Origin of the sequence: Pseudobutyrivibrio xylanivorans DSM 14809 (assembly GCF_900141825.1) — a bacterium.
Classification (GTDB): Bacteria; Bacillota; Clostridia; order Lachnospirales; family Lachnospiraceae; genus Pseudobutyrivibrio; species Pseudobutyrivibrio xylanivorans.
Genome location: NZ_FQYQ01000002.1, coordinates 205,538 through 225,348, shown reverse-complemented (window position 1 = coordinate 225,348; position 19,811 = coordinate 205,538). Strand labels below are relative to the sequence as shown.

Here is a 19,811-nt window from a genome sequence, read left to right as displayed (position 1 = left end):
TCTCCTTTATCTAACTACTACTTCAACTGGTACGTTAAATACCTTTGCAACTTTTTTGATTGTTTCAATATGGTGACCAACTGCTGCACCAAAATGATGTGTAGGGCCTGTCTCGCTCCATCTGGTTACAAACTCTGCAGCACTACAACTGAATCTTGTGCGCATCATTGTGTCACCGTTCTGAAGAATCTTTCCTTCCTCGTTAACACCCTCAGCAACAACAAATTTGAAATGGCCCTCGCCATCCTGTGTGATGCCAAGATAAGTGATAGGACCTGTAGGTGGATAAAACTGTGTAAGATATCCGCCGCCAGCCTTGCCATGGAACACATCCATCATCTTCATAGTAGGCTTTTTAGCCTGAGAGATGGCTGCATCACCAGATCCTGAATGTCCAATAAGAGTTACGTCATCGTTGAAATCGATGGTGTACATTTCAGCCAACTGACCTGTACCTGAGATTGTCTTCAAAATACTCATTGCCATAGCAACCTTCATATCACCTTCAACAGCACAAGCTGTTCCCTGCTTTATAAGCATAGAGAAGGCTGGGATAAGAAGGCTGTCCACCTTGCCAGCGATTCCCTTTGCAAATCCGTCATAGTGAGATGCTACGAGACCAAGCTGCTCGTCCTTAACCCACTGTTCAAAGGCAACAACATACTTTGCCATTTCCCATACTTTATCTACATCGCCACCACCAACAATGTCGAATGTATCTAAGATGTCCTCAGCCTTTGCTTTAATATTGGCCTCATCTGTAATGTCATCTGCAATAGCCCAAATCTTTTCCCAGTCAAACTGCTTTGTGTAAAGCCCCATTCTTCTGTAAAGATTTGACTCATCGATATATAAATCCATCATGCCTGGATATGGTCTGCCAATCTGGGCAATATTTGTATCTCTAAAACGACGTCGACAATTTGCTGCAAGACACCACTCATTTATTTCTCTTGCGACATTTTCATCTCCACCTTCTACAACACCTGTGATTACAGCGCTACGCTTTCCATAGCGATTAAGATCGGCCACCATTTCTCCAACTGCACCGCAGGCATAGGCTTCTCCAAGCCACTCTGCTGTACCAGCTGTATCGAAATCAAGTGCCTTAAGCTTCTGTACATTTACAAGGACTACAGGAACATCCAAATCCTTTACTGCTGGAAGCATGTTGTAACTTGTGGCATAGGTTAGAAGCTGCATAAATACTAAATCTACATCTGCTGCTCTAAACTTATCCCCTGCAGCCTGAGACTGCTCCTTTGTTGTAACAACACCGCCATCGATTATTTCTACAGTGTCCGGAATTGACTTTTTAAAATCCTCAAACTGCTTTTCAAATTCTGGTACCAACGATGGAAACTGTGGTAAATATGCGCCAAGGGCGATAGAAAACACACCCACTCTTGCTTTTGTTTCTACTAACATTTCACTCCTCCTAGAACTTTATTTGCTCTTTATTTAAGCCTATAATATAATGATTTTATTGATGTAACTAGAACAGCAGATTATATATTTTGGAACCTTATTTGACATTATGAGAAATGATATTTATGAACTTCTAAACCGAATAACAGACGAGGAGAAAATTATTCTTGAAGGGGATACCAGCATCAGGAAAGAGCTGTATACCTCTGAGGATGAATTTGTAATAGATTCGGGAAAGCTTTTGGCACAAGGCAAGCTAATCGATATTCGCCCTCACACTAGATTTGCATATTTCCCTACACACAGACACAACTATATAGAAATGGTTTGTATGCTAAAGGGCCATTTAACAACTCATTTTGTGGATGGTGAAACTTTAACTCTACATGAGGGTGATATATTACTTTTGAACAGACACGCAAGACATGATATAGAGCCATGTGGCAAAGATGATATTGCTATTAACTTTATTATCTTGCCTGAATTCTTTTCCCGCACTCAAATATTCTATGATAGAAATGATATATTGAGAGACTTTATCGTAGCCTCCCTTTCTGACAGAAAAAATTATAACGACTATCTACTGTACCATGCCGTTGGAATCCTTCCAGTAGAGAATCTAATTGAAAATCTGATTTGGACTCTCACATATCACAAAAATGATATGAACACTATCGCTATGTCCACAATGGATTTGCTTCTAATGAATCTTTGTACCCTCTCATCAGACACATTGACCGATATGAGCCGGGGTAGTAACTCAATCACAATTCAAGCCCTTGAATACATTGATACCCATTTTGACAATGGCACACTGGATGAACTGGCTCAGCTAACTGGCTATTCAACCGCCTACCTTAGCCGCCTACTAAAGCAAAATACTGGCTTGAATTTTAAGCAGCTTCTTCAGCAACGTCGCCTTCAGGAAGCTGCATACTTACTAGAAAACACTACTCTTACAACAGAAAAAATCATAAAAAAAATTGGCTACGAAAACTCTGCATATTTTTACAGAATCTTCGAAGCCAAATATGGTATGTCTCCTAAGGATTATCGACTTATACTAAATCGATAATTTCCTTAATTGAAGAATACCGGCAGCCTTAATGAAAACCTCTGGATTAGGCTTTGGTTGAACGATAGTCACTATTCTTCCAAGAACTTCTTTCAATTTCATTATTTTCTGATTACTGCCCTACTCTTTTCAAAAATCTTTTGTTTGAGATATATTTCCTACTGAATCGGGTGCAGAAATTCTTAAATCAGTCGTGATGTTTGACATGACTAACTTCCTATGGTAAATTTCTTTCACATTGTTAGTTGATTCTAACTTTAGATAGATAAGATATGGAGGATTATTTTTAATGAAAAAGCCATTACTAGCTTTATTGTTATCTACTTCGATTTTTGCATCATTTATTGGTTGCGGTTCTACATCACAGAAAGCAGAAACAGCTACTTCTGAGACAACAGCAGAAGCTGATACTCAGTTTCCACTTACTATTAAACACGCTTTTGGTGAAACAGTTATTGAAAGTAAGCCTGAACGAATTGTAAACCTTGGATGGGCTAATCAAGATACAACACTTGCACTTGGTGTAGTTCCAGTTGGTGTGTCTGCAGCAAATTATGGTCTTATGACTGAAAATAAACTTCATCCTTGGACTGATGATGCTTTCAAAAATTTAGGTGAAACTTCTCCAAATGTTTTCAATGATGAAACTGGTTGGGATTACGAAGCCATTGCTGTCTGTGAACCAGATGTTATCATTGCTTCTTACTCTGGATTCACCGAAGAGGAATATAATCTTCTTTCTGAAATCGCTCCTGTTGTTCCTTTCTTGGAAATTGCATGGAAGACAAACTGGCGTGAACAAACTATTACAAACGCTACTGCAATGGGACTTAAAGAAGATGGTGAAAAGCTTGTAGAACAGACTGATGCATTGATTGCAGAAAAGCTTGCTGAATACCCTGACCTTGAAGGAAAAACTGCTGGTTACTTCTGGATATCACAAGATGATATGAGTACATTTTATGCATATCTTCCAAATGACCCACGAGCTTCTTATCTTAATGATTTAGGCTTGGCTACTCCAGAAAGCATTCTTTCTTTAGCAGAGACTTCTGATGATTTCTCGGTAACTATTTCACGAGAAAAAACAGATATGTTAAATGACGTAGATATTATGGTTGTGTATGGTGATAAAGGACTTTTGGAAGCACTTCAGGCCGACCCACTTATGAGCCAGATTCCTGCTGTAAAAAATGGTGCAGTTGTATTAATTGATTCAACAACAGCCTTGGCAGTAGCAACAACTCCATCAATTCTCTCTATACCATATGCAGTTGATGATTATCTTAAAGTATTAAATGAGGCAGCACAAAAAATTGAAGCAAAATAATAAGATTAAAACAATAACTTTAATAGGAATATTATTACTGTTTATATCAGTTATCTTGTCAATAACCTACGGAGCAAAATCCGTAGGTTTATCTGATGTTATAGATGCATTACTTGGCAGAAATCTTGAAGACTACAATGTGAATGTAGTTCAGGCACGACTACCTCGCACACTCTTTGGAATTATAGCTGGTGCGTCTCTTAGCATTTCTGGTGTATTGATGCAATCTATTACTAGAAACCCAATAGCTGATCCAAGTATACTCGGGGTTAACACTGGTGCCTCCCTTTTTATAGTATTTGGAATATCATTTTTTAATATTCAATCCAAGCTATCATATATTGGACTTGCCTTTGTAGGGGCGCTCCTCACTTCCATATTTGTTTATCGTCTGGCAAGTCTTGGTTATAGTGGGGCCACGCCAATTAAGCTTGCTATTTCTGGGGCAGCTATTAGCACCGCTCTATCCAGTCTTATAAGCATAATTGTTATGCCAGATTCCAGTGTAATGACATCCTTCAGATTTTGGCAGATAGGCAGTATTGGCGGCACATCTACTGATGACATCTTATTGCTTCTCCCATTCACTGTTTTGGCTATCGTGGTGAGTTTTCTTCTAGCAGACAATCTGGACACAATGCTTCTTTCAGAAGAAACTGCAATAGCTCTAGGACTAAACATTGGTCGTACTAGAATTTTGGCAGCTCTTTGTGGCGTATTATTATGTGCTTGCACCACAGCACTAGCAGGACCAATTAGCTTTATCGGTCTTATGATTCCTCATCTTATCCGCTCTTCTATTGGATCCAGCCACAAACCACTTATTATTCTAAGTGGAATATATGGTGGTGCTATTCTTATTATCTCAGATGTGCTTGGACGAATCCTTGGCGCTCCAGGTGAATTGGAGTCTGGAATAATGACAGCACTTATTGGAGCTCCAGTATTTATTTACATTATTAGAAAGGCGAAGCTTCAGAGCTTATGATAAAAAACGAAATCATTTTTCACGGAATAAAAAAAAGACAGAAACACTACCATATTGCAATCTTTATAATGTTTGTTATCCTTGCAATACTTGTTTGTCTCAATGTTACAATTGGCGAGAAAAACTATACTCTTGCCGAAGTAGTAAGCATCATTTTAAATGGTGAAAACAACTATATCATAATGAAGCTTAGGTTACCTCGAACTATAGCAGGTATTTTTTGCGGAATTGCCTTTGCCATTGCAGGAAACACATTTCAGACCCTTCTTGGCAATCCACTGGCAAGCCCTGATATTATCGGAGTTTCCTCTGGATCAACAGTAGCTGCAGTTTTCTGTATTTTATTTTTGAATCTAAACAGAGGGATTGTCTCTATCATCTCCGTTGTTGCCGGATTACTTGCAGCGTTTACAATCTACAAGCTATCCTGTAAAAATGGATTTTCTAACAGCAGGCTTATTCTCACAGGTATTGGGGCCCAGGCATTCTTTACAGCCCTTATAAACTGGATGGTAATGCGAGCTGCAGAATATGATGTTCCAACAGCCATGAGATGGATGGCAGGCAATCTCAACGGAATCACAACAGATACACTACCTCTCCTTGTGATTGTGGTAATCCTTGCTTTTGCGATAATGATTTATTGTAATCAAAGTATCCGGTCTCTGGAATTAGGCGAACGATATGCCACAATCCTAGGAGTAAATGTTAGTGTAGTTAGAACACTCCTCATGTTTTGCTCTGTTGTGTTGATTGCATTTGCTACCTCAATCTCTGGTCCAATTGCTTCAATTGCTTTTTTATCTGGACCAATTGCGACCCGTATATGTTCAAACAACCAAACCAACTACACGTCCTCAGCATTAATTGGAGCAATTCTTGTAATAGCAGGAGACTTTATTGGACAAAATCTTCTTCCAACTAGATATCCAGTTGGAATTGTTACTGGACTTCTAGGAGCTCCATACCTTGTATATCTTCTAATCAGACAAAATAAAGGAGGCGTAATTTAGTGAAAGCCCATTCTCTTAAAGCTGAAAATTTAGTTGCCGGATATGGCGACGATATCATATTAAACTCTGTGAATATGAAAATTCCAGAAAATAAAATCAGTGTCATTCTCGGTTCAAATGGAAGTGGCAAGTCTACTATGCTTAAAACCTTCTGCAGACTTTTGGCTCCAAAATCCGGCTCGATTCTCCTAGACGACAAGTCTATCAATTGCATTAGAAGCAAGGACATTGCCAAGTCCATAGGATTACTTCCACAGGATTCTATAGCACCAGCCGGAATCTCTGTAGCTGAGCTTGTTGCCAGAGGACGCTTCCCTTACAGGAAATTTATGGCACCTCTTACAAAAGAAGATTACATCGCAATTGAGGAAGCTATGGAAGCAATGAATATATGTATGCTTGCAGACAAAAGTGTAGATGAATTATCAGGCGGGCAACGTCAACGTGTCTTTATTGCCCTAGCACTTGCCCAACAGACAGATATCCTGTTTTTAGACGAACCTACAACTTACCTAGACATTGCTTACCAAATAGAAATACTTGATCTTTTAAAGGATTTAAACAAAAAGAAAAAGACCACCATTGTGATGGTCTTGCATGATATAAATCTTTCCAGCAAATATGCTGATTATATTTTCGCCATGAAAAATGGTCATCTTATCAAAGAAGGCGAACCAGCTGATATTATTACCCCTGAAACTATCAGGGAAATCTATGGACTTGAAAGTGTTGTTGTGACAGACCCTGTCTCCAACAGTCCTATGATTATCCCTATAAGCTCTCACGATGAGATTTCTGGAGTTTCTTAAAGGCTCCTGGGGATAAACCACACCATTTTTTAAATGCATTATAGAAAGCAGTTTGGCTATGATAGCCGACTGCTTTTGATATTTCTTCAAAGGTATCCGAATCGTTTAAAATGAGCCATGCCGCTCTACTCATCCTAATATTATTTTGAAAATCCCAAATAGTCTGTTTGTAATAATCTAAAAAACCATACTTCAGCTTTTGCTCACTTATACCCACTTCCTGCGCCAACATGGGAATAGTTTTAAATTCATATGCCGAAGACATAATTATCTCATGAACCTGATTTATCTTGCGCAAATCTTCTGAATTAATCTTTATGTCTCTAGCCCCAGCTTTGATAGTGCGCAGGCTTTTATCCCCTTCTGCGCTGAAAAGCTTTCGTGATGGTGGACTAAGAAGTAGTTCTACAAGCTCCACAGCCGCTGCCTGGGCTATATGCTCTGTCATAATCCTATTTTGCATATACCCTTCCAGTTTGGACAAAACGGCAGTAATCTCTGGTATCAAGATTGTATATCTGGTATTAATTCTAAAAAAATTAAACTCGGAAATGCTCCTGCCAATAGAAGGTAAAAGACTATTCACCAAATAATCGTAGTTAATAGAAAATTCTATTCCTTTAAAATGTTGCTTTGCCCTCCATGCACCTATTCCTCTATCCATTTTTTCTAAGGACATAAATGACGATGGAATTGACTGAGCTATTATATCCCCATCTTTAACAGAATACGTCACTCCTGCATAAATAATTCCAAAATGCAAAAACTGAGTGTCATACTGATATTCAATAGAAAAATCATCCTCTATTAAATAGTCACCAATCCCGCATTGGATTGTATCAGGATTTCCATAGCTTACTATCGTTCCCAATGAATCGTTTTTATAGATTGTAAAGCCATCTTCCTCGTTCACATATTTAATCCTTGCGAGCTTATGAAACAACTTCTGATATTCAGTTGATGAATGTGCGATTTCACTTTTCATATAAATAATTTTACATCAAAACAAATGAACTTAAAATAAAGAATATTTAGTTGTTGATGTAATTTTAACAGCACCCATAATCATCATTTAGGATTATTTCAATATCACAACACTTCTAAAAACATCAGCTTGCTATATGAAAAATGTATAGTATATTTGACAAAATTCACACTTTGTATTATCCTCAATTCAAGTAATTATTAATTTAACTAGTTGGAGGATATGAAATGAATTTATTTATGATTATTTTATTCTTGGTAGTATTTTCAGTTTGCGCTCTATTCTCATTTGGCGCATGGAAGTATAATCAAGGTCATTATGATGAAAGACAGGAAATGCTTAGAGGAAAGGCTAACAAATACAGTTGTTCTGCGATGTTAATATTTCTTGGAGTCTATTTTTGTTATGACATACTCTTTGGGGATTATTTGATTAGACTTTCTGCTTCAATGCTTGCACTACTAACAATATGTCTTGGTGTGATTGTATTTACATCGTATAGTATTTGGAACGAAGCATATAATTACGTCAATACCAACCAGAAATCTTCTTTTTGTTTCGTTTTATTTGCTTTTTTATCATTATTAAACATAGGAACTTTTATCCTTGGTTTCAGTGATATGAATAGGTATGAAATTGTAGTCGACAAGATAATAGAGTTTAAACAGCCATTTTCACAGTTATTCGTTGGTATTACATTTGGTTCAATGGCATTAATATATTTTATAAAAGGAATTGTTAACAAGTTTCAGGAGGATTAAAGGTGAAAAATCTTAAGCTAAAATCAGCACGTGCCGCCAAGGATTTGTCTCAAGAAGAACTTGCCAGAAAATGTGATGTCTCCAGGCAGACAATTAGTGCCATTGAAAAAGGTGATTATAATCCTACTATCAAATTATGTATAGCTATTTGTAAAGCATTGGATAAAACTCTTGATGAGTTATTCTGGAATGAATAGAAACTAAATAAAGAGAAATTCACGGAATTATATAATCAAAACGAGCTGAACAATGGATATTTAACCACCATTCAGCTCGTAATTATCTTAGGGTATCACTAATAGTATTTCCATTAGCAACCTTTTCTTCCACTCTTGTGATCTTCTATTGAACAAGCATTAGCAGTGCCATATTCAATCAAGCCTGCATCGGCAGGATCAATTGAAACTCTACCATCCTCGAATACAAAAGCAGGGATACCTACATCGCCTATTTCTTTACAGTGATCAAAAACAGAATTGGTATCACGTAGTCTAGTGAACGCTCCCATATTTCTGATGTTCTCACCTATATTGATAAAGTCTAAGTCACCTTTTGTAATCCGCTGATACATCAAAAAACGTCCGTACCCCTGAGATGTAATCGTCATAAGCTGTTTCTGCATCTTTTCCATGAAATACTTTACAAAGCCCACACATATCGCAATCTGCAATACATGGAAATCTTTGCTTTATATAATCGCGCCGTTCTTGTTCTGTTGAATTTATAATATCTGGAGCTTCTTTCATAAATATACCTATTTTATCTGCCTATCCTGACGGTATATAGACATATAATCCTTATTAATATCACTAATTTCACGTTTTCCATCTATATAGTCCTGGTAAATATCCCAAGGACTACCTCCACCAAGCCAACAAGACGAACAGTTTTCACATCCGCCTCCACAATCAAGAGATGCTTTTATAATCTCTTCGCGCTCTTCTCGTGTTGTTTCTTTAAATATGAAAAGGATCTTTATTATACTTCTTTAATAGTTCAAATGCTTCGTCTCTTGTAATCATCGTAGTATCCCCCTACTTTTACTTTTTTTAAGGCATACTCTTTTAGTAGGTTAATCGCAAGGAGTCAATAGGATAAATGTATTTATACATTTTTAAAAACCTTCTTTAGCATACCGATTTAACAACTCATCTATTTTAAGATTAGTGCTTTCTATTCCTGAAATCTCAGTTTCCAATAGTCTAATCCATAAATCTAAATCCACGTATTTCTTTCTTGTTCTGGATTTTAGAGTATTATCAGCAACAACCATCTTTACCTGAGCTTTCTTTTGCTCAAGCAGCGGAATGATTACGTAGTAAAGCCTGTCATCTTTAAAGCTGAGATAACCAATAATCTCTCCACCTTTGTTTCTCAGATACAGTCTATGATTAGATATTCCTGCAGGATAAAGTGTGCTTCCCACCTTTGGGGTGTCGACATTGATATCCAGCTCCACCATTGCATCAATCTTATAAGCATCTACATCTAAAACACCAAGCTCTTTCAAAGTCAACGAACTATCTATAAACTGTCCTGTCAGCAAATAAGTGATATCTGCTAGATATTTTTGCTTTATAACATCCGGTACCTCAAAGAAAAGTGATGGTCTGGCATTATCTATAAGTTCCTTACTGGTTTCATACAAGCTCTTTAGAAATAAAGAAAACTCCTCGTCTTTTGACCAAATATATTTCCCTCTGGCAATCTCAATAGTCCCTATACTATTCCCATCGAAATCTTCAACCTCATGAAAAATAGGTCTAACACAATAAGCATTCTTATTCTCCTTGGCATTCCATGTCTTAGCCTTAGGCTTTCTTTTAGCCGTGGTTTTCTTCTTTTCCACACCACCAAAGCTTTTCATAATCAGCTCATAGGCTGTATTTATCTTTGCTGCTGCCTCACTGTCATCAGTGCCACTGCTGTCAGGATGATTTTCATGCATCAGCTTTCTATATTTCTTTTTTACTTCCTTTTCATCTTCCGTTCCATCCAATCCCAGGATTTTACGGGCCTGACTTTTATTCATTGATATTTAAAGCTCCATAGATTCGCTTAACGCTTTGTTCTCCTGTCGAGTCTGTTAATCGGTCCAATGTTTGTGTCGAGTATTGTTTCATTTTCCAAGGACAATTCTCTAACATTCCTACCATTTATCGGAACGGGGAAATTGAAGACTATATTCTTTACCCAGCAGCCATTAGCAGGCTTTTCCGGATAGATGTCTATCCTGTCAATGAACGCTCTCATGAATTCCTTCTGCTCAGCTTCGGTAAAGTCCTTATAGAGTTTATTGAACGCAAGCAGGAGATTGTAGACACTTGTTCCAGACAGATTTTCCTGCACGATACTGTCTATCTGCTTCTGTACTTCATCAATCTGGTTCTCTATATCCTCTATAATATCATACTGCTCATCATAACGGCTCTGCAGATCTGAAACTTTCCTGTCATAGTGCGGATCATCAACATCGAGGCAATCCATCTGCTTTGCCAGTCGATTCTTTGTGCCAACAGCCTGCTTAAGCTGCCCCCTGAGAACATCTTTCTCATTCTCAAGTTCCTCTGTATCCACAGCATTTCCAATCTTTTCCTTGATAGCACTCTTGAATTGATCATCCTTTACCATTGCTGATATGATGGATGCGACTAGATTATTCATTTCATTCTGCTCAATGTTCAGCCTGAAAGTACACTTGTGTCCTGTTGCACCAAGAGTATTCTTACAATAGTAATAATACCTAGTCTTGTTATCCTTGCTATGAGCCTTGGCTATATTTCCATAGAGGCTTTTGCCACAACACGGGCATTTCAATATACCTGATAGGATGTGAGCATGATCAATGTCATGAACCTTCTGCCGTACATATGCATTTTCCTTTCTCTTAGCCTGAGCAAGATTCCAGTCCTCTTCAGAAATAATGGCTTCGTGAGCACCCTCGTAGATAGGGAACTCTGACTGCTCCACCACATGCATCTCGTTACGTGTGCCTATCTTCTTCTCTGTCTTGCGTCTTCCATATGCAATTTTCCCCATATAAACCGGATTATCCAAAACATCCTTTACAAAACTGGATGAAAAGCCTGATATGGTGTTGTTCTGACGAAGTTTCTTCGTGTATCCATGACTGTTAAGATAGCTTGCCACACCATTGATACCGGAATTAGTGTGAATATAACGATCATAGATCAGCTTAATGATCTCCACCTCATCATCTGCTATCTCAAGCCCGCCTTCAACAAGCTTGTAGCCATAAGGGGCAAAACCTCCGTTCCATTTGCCTTCACGAGCCTTCTGCTCACGACCTGCCATTGTCTGAACTCTTATATTCTCACGCTCCATCTCAGCTACAGCAGCAAGGATTGATATAAGAAGCTTTCCGGCCTCCTTCGAGCTGTCGATGCTATCTTCTACACAGATAAGATTTACACCAAAGTCCTGCATAAGCTGCAATGAATTAAGAATATCCGCAGCATTTCTTCCAAATCTCGACAACTTGAAAACAAGGACGTATTTTACCCCGTCCTTGCAATCTTCGATATCATTAAGCATTCTCTGAAATTCATGCCTGCCCTTTATGTTCTTGCCGGAGAATCCTTCATCAGAATACTCGCCTGCAATTTCCATATCCTGGTATTCCGCATACTTTCTGATTTTCTCTTTCTGAGCTTCCAGAGAGTATCCATCAACCTGAATAGCGGTGGATACTCTTGTATATATGTAACACTTAGTTTTCTTAGTCTTTGTCATAAATTGTCATCTCCCTCCATTTTTCTGTTGACAACTGTAACAAACCTATTTAAGATAAGAATCAAGAAATGGGTTTTTCACCGGGTAGGGCTTCGGCCTGACAGGACTTGCTCGTTTCTTTTTTTATTTCCATAACATCATATAGATATTTCTTCCCACTGCCTGCATGTCTTATCAATAGTCTGGCGTGAAAAATATTGTATCCAGTGATTTCATCATCTTCACCATAGATTGGTAATCCAAAACGAGTATCATACCTATACCATCCATTCTTAGCATCACGGCCATGCTTTTTCTTCCTGTTTTCTTCGAACACCCCATTCGTAGCTATTTCAATCATTTCCGGTATTCCCTGTGCAGCATTTGCCTTAGCTTTAGCAACCGCACCTTTCAGCTTCTTGGTATAAACAGATCCGGCATATTCCCCTGGAAGAGTTGTCCCAATATATATGATTTCTCCATCCTCTGCTATTGAGTAAAACTCTCCCACATAATCTTTAAGATACTGTTCGACATCTTCCCAGTTCAGGCTTCGCTTACCCTTAAAGATAATGTCATTTATCATGACAATGCTGTTTCCATCTGCATCCTTAATTACAGATACATTTCTTGATTTGTTTCCTTTTTCCATATTGCTCCTCACTTCTTTTAACCCCCTCGAATTCGAGGGGGTTAGGATCATTCAGATTATAAACAGGTCGATTTCGACCTGTTTAAACATACTGATTCCAAGACAATTATTTCTTCTCATCATCCTTTTTCAGCAGTTTTTCCATCCTTATGTAATACTCCAAAAGCCTCACAACATAATCAGGTGCATGCCTCATATCACGCTCCCACTCAGTAACAGTCCTGTAAGGAATATTAAAATACTCGCAGAATTCCTTGCGGTTCATACCAGTACTTTCGCGTAGTTCTTTTATTTTTTTCGCTTTATCATCCATGAGATGCCCCTTTCTCAATTACACGTTGTGTATAAGTTTACCATAAATAATTCTTGTACACAACGTGTAATTCGTTGTTGTCAGGCAGCACTTACTACATAAGAATAGCCAAGTACAACATCACGATCATTTGTGAAAGAATCTGATTCTGCCCCATCCGTGCAGAACTCGTAATCTATCATATACAAGACAATGTTTTCCTTCTCCAACCTCTTAAGCAACCCTGGGCCGTACTTCACCATCAGTCTTGCAGTAACATCTACCCATCTCTCAAAAGCAATGTTATCTTCCCTGTTATCATAGTACTTTTTCATCATTCCTCCTTTCCCAGGCTGGCAAGTTCCAATACTGCACCTGCCATGCCTGTAAATAATATGATTTCTTCTGTGACACTACAGTGACATGCCCTTATCTTTATCCTTTTCCTTGACCTTTCTGGGCGTTCTTGCTGCAAGCTCCTTATCTGCCCTAAGATCAGCTACAAGAGATCTCCTCTTGTGCTCCATCTCAGGCATTACAGATGGCTCAATTTCTGAAAGCTCTGCATTTACTTCTTTGGTAGTCTTATTAAAAAGATCCTTATCAAATGATGCCTTTAGGCTATCCTTCAGTAGCTGCCTTGATTCATCCTCATATTCAGAATGCACTTTTGTTCTTTCCTCAGAAATCTGAGCAAACATATCTGAGCTGAGAGCGTGAATCTCATCCTTATATTTTTCAAGAGTATCTTCTTTGGACTTTTTGATTTCAGGTATCTGCCCACCAAGCTTATCTACTATGCCTTCAGCTTCCTTAATTGCCTTTCGAATGTCCGTGATCCTTGTACCCTCAGGCATGCCATATCTGGAAAGTGCGGCAGCCCTTTCACTTTTGAATTCCTCAATTTCTTCTGTGAGTACAGTCACATGACTTGTGTATTTGATAAACTTAACCTTCTGATATGGCTTAAGATTCTTGAGCATTGCATTGGTTTCCTTCCGGTCTTTGGCACGTGAGCTTATATTTGAGGTACAGTCTTCGTAGATAGTCTTTAGTTCTTTCAGTTCACCAAGCCTTTTCTCGGCTGCCTTTTTCTGTTTCGTCTTCAAGTGTAGCTGAAAAGTGTAAACGACAAGGCTTTTAAAGAACTTTTCAAGCTTTGAAGCAATTGCCGGGATATTGTCAGCTGCAGCTTTTGAGTATGCCTTTACTTCTTTCTGAAGTTTTCGAAGAAGGCTGTTATCTGCTTTTATCTGGCGGTTGATCTCACATCTGTCGGATACAAGGCCTTCTTTTTCCATGTTCCTCGCATAATAACCTTCGTGTATAGTCGGCTGTTCCTTGATGCCCCTTGCTGCATGGCTCTTGCAGCTAACCCGCTCGGCTATTCCGTATCTTTCCTGGTAACTGTTTATGGTCCCTTCCCATGACTCTCTCCAGGTCTGCAGCTGTTTGTCGCTATTCCATTCCTCGCATATAGGATTCTGTCTTCCATATTTGGAGCTCTTGGGATACTTGGATGTTCTCTTTGAGCCTTCAATGGTTGCAGCCTGAGCCGGAGTAAGATATATCTTCTTTTTCTTACCCGGGATACTGTAGAGATACTGCTTCTCCCATCCAAGATCCTTCGCAGCTCTAAATTCTTCAGCAGTAAAGCCTTTTTCAACTCCATCCTTATAACAGATGTATTCCTTCTGAGTCTTTGCCTGCCATGAGCCGTCATCGTTAAGAGGACGCATGGTCAGCATTATGTGAGCGTGCGGATTGTACTTATTCACATCATGAATGCTGAAATCTGCACACATCCCTTTTGATATACATTCTTCATTAAGATATTTCTCAAGCATCTCTACCCAGACCGCAGAATCCAGCTCCCTTGGAAGGGCTACGACAAGTTCTCTTGACAGTCGGCTGTCTCTTGTTTTCTCAACTTTTTCAACTGCATTCCACAGTTTTTCTCTGTCTGCCCATTCTGCAGGGGCCATTGGCGGTAACATGACTTCACTATGAACAAGTCCGGTTTTATTGCGGTAGTCATGTGTCACGCCGTCATAATCGTTATAAAGCTCGCTGCAGGATGCATAGGCCGATGATGCTACAGCAGAACGCCCAGCTCCGCGGCTTATCACTTTTGCTTCAAGATGAAAATAGTTCATTGTGTCAATCTCCTGATATAAATGAAAAAGCCAGGAAAGGAGTTCTTTCCTGGCCGTAAAGCTTTTGACCTCGTAGAGCGCACGCCACCACCTGCCGAAGGCAGGTGGTGAGTAAGTGCGCCCTTCTTTTCGAAGGGAAGCTTTTAGTTGGTTGTTATGCTCTTATGATGCAAGCTTAAAGAGTTCTGTAAGGTATTCCTCAAGCTCTTCCATTGTCATATGCTGGGATGCAGGAAACGCTTTTTCCAGTATCCTGCCCATATCAATATGGCGCTTTACCTTTGCTTTGTTCTCGCTTGCTCTGTCTCTGTTCTCAGCCTGTTCCATGCGGTGTCTTGCCTGAATGGCTGCTTTTTCTTCCGGTGTCATTACATTGTTTTCGTTATCACTCATGATTTTGGTCCTTTCTAAATTGTTGAAGCAGTACCGGTTTGATACCACTTTGCTGTTTTTTGTCATTAAAAAAGCACCAATACGCTCTGACTGGATTCGTAGCTTGGAAAGCTGGTGTGAAAATCCTATTATTTCAGTCAGTATTGGTACCAAAATGCTTTTGTATTGGTGTTTATGATTTTGTATTGCAATCATGATCATCCATCAAGATAATCCCACGGGATGTCTTCAGGATTTACTTCAATATCTGCCTCATCAGTCCCGCTGTTATCTGCGCTGTCCTCAGCAGCTATTCCTGCCGTACTTTTTGGAATGACCATCGTTCCATCCGGTGCTGCTGTGCATAAGGCAGCAACATAGCCAGATAAAAACAGCGGCAGAACATTCCCTAAGGTATGCTCCACCGCTTCCACGATCTTTTGTACAAATCTTTCTTCTTTTTCTCTGGTTTCCAGATAAGGATCATCCTTTGACTGATAGTATCTGTCAAAGAAATAATTGACGCTCGTAGCAACAGCATGGCTGTATGAGCGGAATTCTTCTTTATCCATTGTCTGCAGATACTCCCAGGCCTTTCTATCAGCAGCCTTATCAAGATTAAAGCGAAGACTTGTGCTCTTTACATTTTCGCTCATGCACATTCCTTCTTTCTGTTAAGACTAAGATATGCCAGCAGTTCATAACCCTTGGCCGTTGCGCAGATATCATCGATGATCGTCACCCTGGAAGTATCATAATTTCCAAAGTTCTTGATAATACATCCTCCACCACCTACGATATAGAGCCTCATAAGATCAGGGTTATACTCATGTTCTCTCAAGGCAGTGAATACCTTCGCCGCATATTCCCTGGCGGTATTTCTAATCACCTCAAGATATGCCTCCGAAATATCAGCTTCGTTTTTCCTTAAAACCTGCTGGATCACGCGCTCATCAATTGTGGTCTGGAATTCTTTAGATACAGCATCTCTTACAGCTATGACACACTGGTTTACTCCAAGTTTTTCGGTGAAACTCCGCTTTTCATCTGGCTTTTTTCCATTAAGGAAAATGAGATTCATGGTTCCGTTCCCAATATCAGCAAGAAGATTCAGTCCCAGGCTGTCATTAATCTTTCCTATAATAGCAGGGTATCCCTGGGGATATACAGAGCAGCCTGTGATATGGATTTTGTACAGCTCACTGTTCCATTTAAACTCAGCATACTCATTCTTAAGCATGTACTGTCTGAAGTCTTCCTTCTGCCTGTATATCCATGTAAGTGGCAGTCCTACAGCCAGATGCACTGTAGCTTCATGCACGTGCGCTGTATACAGTTCACGAGCTATTGCCATTAGTGTCAAAAGATAGTAGTCTTCATCAGATACCTTATTGTCAACAAATTCTTTATGGGTGTCACCGATGCGATAGTATACGCCTTTGTATTCCAGAATGTTTTCTGAAAATATCGGTTCAGTATCATATGCCGTGATACCAGTGGGAGTGCATGTTGATGCTGTTTTGATGTTTCCATAGCCATGGTCAATGCCGATGACTACAATTTCTCCATGCTCCTTCATTTCGCAGTTACCTCCTTTCCTTCAGTATTGCCGGACCATACGAAAAAAGAGACCAGGAAATCTGCATTCCCAATCTCTTTGCCGTAAGCTCCAAAATATTTAGTTGTAAATATACCGGTCATCTTTTGACCACCTTTCCGGATCAAGCAGATTTGGTATCAATGTGGAACTCTTTTGATACCACTCGATCCATTATAAGGATAAAACACATAGAATCGCTATGCATTGACCAACAATTGACCGACAATTGACTTTTTGGCATTTTTTCTGAAAACAAATTTATCCCAGCTTTTTATCACAAAGACTTCTTGCATTATCCAATAACGAAAACCTTGCTTCATCCGGCTTCGGAAAGTAAGTGCATAGTCTTTCGCATATCCTGCACAGGCATTCAGGATCATATTCGTATATTTCAGCATAAGCCTTTAGAACATTTCTAAACTGGTCTATTGCATCCCTTGTTTTCCCGGCAGATGCTAGGATGCTTCCAATGGTCTCTTCTATGTTTGCATAGTCTGTTGAGTATACGGAAATTTCTCTTGCTACGACTTTCCCTGCCTTTTTTAAGATGCTAAGCGCTGCATCTACATTGCCATATGCTGCCTGCAGCTGTGCAAACAGGCAGGTCTGTGGTATTGCGTCATGCATATACAGAAGATCAAACTCCTGCAATATTCTGATACCTTCTTCTATGTGCGGACGTGCATTATCAAGTTCGCCCCTCATAAAATAAAGTGTTCCAAGATTGGCATGTACATTTGAATACAGCAGCGCATTATCCGCAGTAACTTCCGTTATAAGAGATGCCGCTTCGTTCTCATATTTCAGGGCTTCTTCATTATCATCATCGTCCCTTGCCTGGGATGCTTTATAATCCAGTAGGAGAATCCTGTCCCTGACATCACCGATGCCTTCTTTTTCTATCATGCTTTCCATGAAAGAAAGCCAGAATGACATATCAACATAAGTGTTCGGTCTGTCAAAATATGCATATGCATCTTCCACAACCCTGAGTAGGAGCATGGGCTCATCGCAAGTAAGACTCAATATAGCCTTGTCGATCACCTCAGGAATAGCATCATAATAATCAGGTTCATCATTTCCATGAAGAGTGCAGTCATACTGGATATTTTCCAAAAAGTTTTTACAACCGCTTATGCTTGGCTTAAGCTCAGCTATAATGAGTTTCTGTATTATCCCATGGATACTTATCCGGTGACCTTCACCTTCATGGATCAGCCCTATTTCAATAAGCTCGGACACAGGATTAAGATTGGTAATTCCCATCCATCTTGCAAAATATTTCTTAGATGCCCCTTTTTCAGGCATGAGAGTCATACAACGCAGTATATCATGATATTCCGGTGCCAGTTTGTATAGGCCAAACAGTGTCCTGATATGATCTGCATAGGTGGCTTTTTCAGTCTCGCCGTCCTTGGACACCTTTATCTTATCAGATGATGACATATCCACCGGTGCAAAGAACAACCTCTCACTGAGTTCTTCAGGTGTCATTATCCCTTTCTGCAGCATCCTTGCAGCAAGTTCTATTGCAAAGGTATGATTTTGCACGTTAAATATGATACTCGAGATTGCATGCTCATGATCTGCAGCATCTTTATAAAGGTTCTGCATAAGTGCTTCCTGGGCACCAAGATCCAGCTCATCCAGATAGATGCTTTCTCTGCCACTTATAAGATTTCTTGTTGTTAAAAGAACATGGCATGAATATTTCATTACAACTGCCAGGATGGGATCGGGATCTGATTCGATATTAAAATTGTCAATGATGAGCAGGGTATCTTCCTTAAGAGTTCTGAGGAACCTGTTATGCTGCCTGAACAGCTCATCTTCTGTTGCATCAAAAGGATCATTAACAAATTCAAGTGATGCAATGTCTTTTTGAAGACTGCCTGAATAGAATATATAGATCTGATTTGTGTATTCTTTTCTGTAGGTCTTTGCATAAGCCTTCGCCGTCTCACTCTTGCCCATGCCTGCTATACCATGCAGGAAAACCTTCCCTGAACCAGTCAGGACATCCCTGATATTCTTGATCTCTGATTTCCTTCCGACAAAGTACTTACATGGTAAAGGCGGATTACTGCCTATAATATATGTGGAAACAGCAGGAGAAAGCTTCCCCTCTGCAATTGAAAGCATTGTATCATCCGTGTGTTTTACAAAATTCCGCTGAAGTGTGAAGTAAAGAGTTCTGCCGATGAGTCTTGCTATCCCTTCAGGATCAGAGCATGGAAACTGTTCTGTAATATGCGCCTTCATGGTTCCTGAGATCGTATCATCAAGCATAAGAAGATCGTATATCTTCTCTGCACACATGGCCGCATCATAAAATAACGGAACAACATTTTCTCTGATATCACTTATAAGAACATCTTCCATTTGACGTTCCTGATAATACCTGGATATCTTAGGTGTCAGAGCCTTCTGGCCGTTAAACCATTTACATACAAGAGCTATATCAAAGTCATAGCCTGAGTTCTCTTCATCGTTTATAAATGTTGCAAACACTTCATAAAGAAGATCCGTCTGGCTAAGTTCCCTTGAATCACTGATATACTCTTTTATTGTCTGCATTACAGAACTAAAATCACAAAGTCCCAAAAAACATACCTCAC

The 19,811-nt window shown here is 39.4% G+C and carries 20 protein-coding genes; 7 read left to right on the top strand and 13 right to left on the bottom strand.

Translation table 11 applies throughout. The annotated features are described in order from the left end of the window. Nucleotides 1–6 precede the first annotated feature (6 nt). Entirely contained in the window at nt 7–1,428 is a 1,422-nt protein-coding gene (locus BUA88_RS02805; RefSeq protein ID WP_072912399.1) for an arabinose isomerase, read from the bottom strand. A gap of 109 nt (nt 1,429–1,537) precedes the next feature. Between BUA88_RS02805 and BUA88_RS02800 the strand changes: the two genes are divergently transcribed. From BUA88_RS02800 to BUA88_RS02780, 5 genes are all read left to right on the top strand, one after another. After that, nucleotides 1,538–2,503: an AraC family transcriptional regulator gene (locus tag BUA88_RS02800; RefSeq protein ID WP_072912395.1), complete on the top strand. Its 966-nt coding sequence runs from the start codon at nt 1,538–1,540 to the stop codon at nt 2,501–2,503. A 289-nt stretch (nt 2,504–2,792) separates the two neighbouring features. Then, nucleotides 2,793–3,833, top strand: coding sequence for an iron-siderophore ABC transporter substrate-binding protein (locus BUA88_RS02795; RefSeq protein ID WP_072912390.1), 1,041 nt, complete (start codon nt 2,793–2,795; stop codon nt 3,831–3,833). Then, nucleotides 3,820–4,821 carry a FecCD family ABC transporter permease gene (locus tag BUA88_RS02790; protein ID WP_242939564.1) on the top strand — a complete coding sequence of 334 codons (1,002 nt, stop codon included), beginning with the start codon at nt 3,820–3,822 and terminating at the stop codon, nt 4,819–4,821. Before BUA88_RS02795 ends, BUA88_RS02790 begins: the two co-directional genes overlap by 14 nt. After that, nucleotides 4,818–5,834, top strand: a complete 1,017-nt coding sequence (locus BUA88_RS02785; protein ID WP_028247883.1) for a FecCD family ABC transporter permease — start codon at nt 4,818–4,820, stop codon at nt 5,832–5,834. Before BUA88_RS02790 ends, BUA88_RS02785 begins: the two co-directional genes overlap by 4 nt. Beyond that, nucleotides 5,834–6,643 (top strand): ABC transporter ATP-binding protein, encoded by an 810-nt coding sequence (locus BUA88_RS02780; RefSeq protein ID WP_028247884.1) that lies wholly within the window; start codon nt 5,834–5,836, stop codon nt 6,641–6,643. The genes BUA88_RS02785 and BUA88_RS02780 overlap by 1 nt, the downstream gene beginning before the upstream one ends. Here BUA88_RS02780 and BUA88_RS02775 read toward each other — a convergent pair. Next, nucleotides 6,606–7,556, bottom strand: a complete 951-nt coding sequence (locus BUA88_RS02775) for a helix-turn-helix domain-containing protein (protein ID WP_159430873.1) — start codon at nt 7,554–7,556, stop codon at nt 6,606–6,608. The genes BUA88_RS02780 and BUA88_RS02775 overlap by 38 nt on opposite strands. Before the next feature lie 299 nt (nt 7,557–7,855). On the opposite strand from BUA88_RS02775, the gene BUA88_RS02770 reads away from it, so the two are divergent. Together BUA88_RS02770 and BUA88_RS02765 are read left to right on the top strand one after the other, a co-directional pair. Then, nucleotides 7,856–8,389 carry a hypothetical protein gene (locus BUA88_RS02770; protein WP_072912383.1) on the top strand — a complete coding sequence of 178 codons (534 nt, stop codon included), beginning with the start codon at nt 7,856–7,858 and terminating at the stop codon, nt 8,387–8,389. Between the two features lie 2 nt (nt 8,390–8,391). Beyond that, nucleotides 8,392–8,586, top strand: a complete 195-nt coding sequence (locus BUA88_RS02765; RefSeq protein WP_072912379.1) for a helix-turn-helix transcriptional regulator — start codon at nt 8,392–8,394, stop codon at nt 8,584–8,586. A gap of 113 nt (nt 8,587–8,699) precedes the next feature. Here the strand turns inward: BUA88_RS02765 and BUA88_RS02760 are convergent, their stop codons facing one another. The 11 genes from BUA88_RS02760 to BUA88_RS02700 form a co-directional block, all read right to left on the bottom strand. Beyond that, complete coding sequence (locus BUA88_RS02760) at nt 8,700–9,041, bottom strand: glutaredoxin-related protein (protein ID WP_159430872.1); 342 nt, start codon at nt 9,039–9,041, stop codon at nt 8,700–8,702. A 462-nt stretch (nt 9,042–9,503) separates the two neighbouring features. After that, entirely contained in the window at nt 9,504–10,421 is a 918-nt protein-coding gene (locus tag BUA88_RS02745) for a J domain-containing protein (protein WP_072912371.1), read from the bottom strand. Nucleotides 10,422–10,447: 26 nt separating this feature from the next. Beyond that, entirely contained in the window at nt 10,448–12,142 is a 1,695-nt protein-coding gene (locus tag BUA88_RS02740; RefSeq protein ID WP_072912368.1) for a recombinase family protein, read from the bottom strand. Between the two features lie 61 nt (nt 12,143–12,203). Beyond that, nucleotides 12,204–12,773 carry a hypothetical protein gene (locus BUA88_RS02735; RefSeq protein ID WP_035773491.1) on the bottom strand — a complete coding sequence of 190 codons (570 nt, stop codon included), beginning with the start codon at nt 12,771–12,773 and terminating at the stop codon, nt 12,204–12,206. A 106-nt stretch (nt 12,774–12,879) separates the two neighbouring features. Then, nucleotides 12,880–13,086: a helix-turn-helix domain-containing protein gene (locus BUA88_RS02730; RefSeq protein ID WP_072912365.1), complete on the bottom strand. Its 207-nt coding sequence runs from the start codon at nt 13,084–13,086 to the stop codon at nt 12,880–12,882. Between the two features lie 80 nt (nt 13,087–13,166). Beyond that, nucleotides 13,167–13,400, bottom strand: coding sequence for a hypothetical protein (locus tag BUA88_RS02725; protein ID WP_072912362.1), 234 nt, complete (start codon nt 13,398–13,400; stop codon nt 13,167–13,169). 78 nt (nt 13,401–13,478) lie between these two features. Beyond that, nucleotides 13,479–15,221, bottom strand: a complete 1,743-nt coding sequence (mobQ, locus tag BUA88_RS02720) for a MobQ family relaxase (RefSeq protein ID WP_072912359.1) — start codon at nt 15,219–15,221, stop codon at nt 13,479–13,481. Between the two features lie 162 nt (nt 15,222–15,383). Beyond that, entirely contained in the window at nt 15,384–15,614 is a 231-nt protein-coding gene (locus BUA88_RS02715) for a DUF3847 domain-containing protein (protein WP_242939563.1), read from the bottom strand. 197 nt (nt 15,615–15,811) lie between these two features. Further along, on the bottom strand, nt 15,812–16,249 hold the full coding sequence (locus tag BUA88_RS02710; RefSeq protein WP_072912356.1) for a hypothetical protein: 438 nt from the start codon (nt 16,247–16,249) through the stop codon (nt 15,812–15,814). Then, entirely contained in the window at nt 16,246–17,172 is a 927-nt protein-coding gene (locus BUA88_RS02705) for a ParM/StbA family protein (RefSeq protein ID WP_072912353.1), read from the bottom strand. Before BUA88_RS02705 ends, BUA88_RS02710 begins: the two co-directional genes overlap by 4 nt. A gap of 279 nt (nt 17,173–17,451) precedes the next feature. After that, nucleotides 17,452–19,797: a tetratricopeptide repeat protein gene (locus BUA88_RS02700; RefSeq protein ID WP_072912350.1), complete on the bottom strand. Its 2,346-nt coding sequence runs from the start codon at nt 19,795–19,797 to the stop codon at nt 17,452–17,454. Between the last annotated feature and the right edge of the window lie 14 nt (nt 19,798–19,811).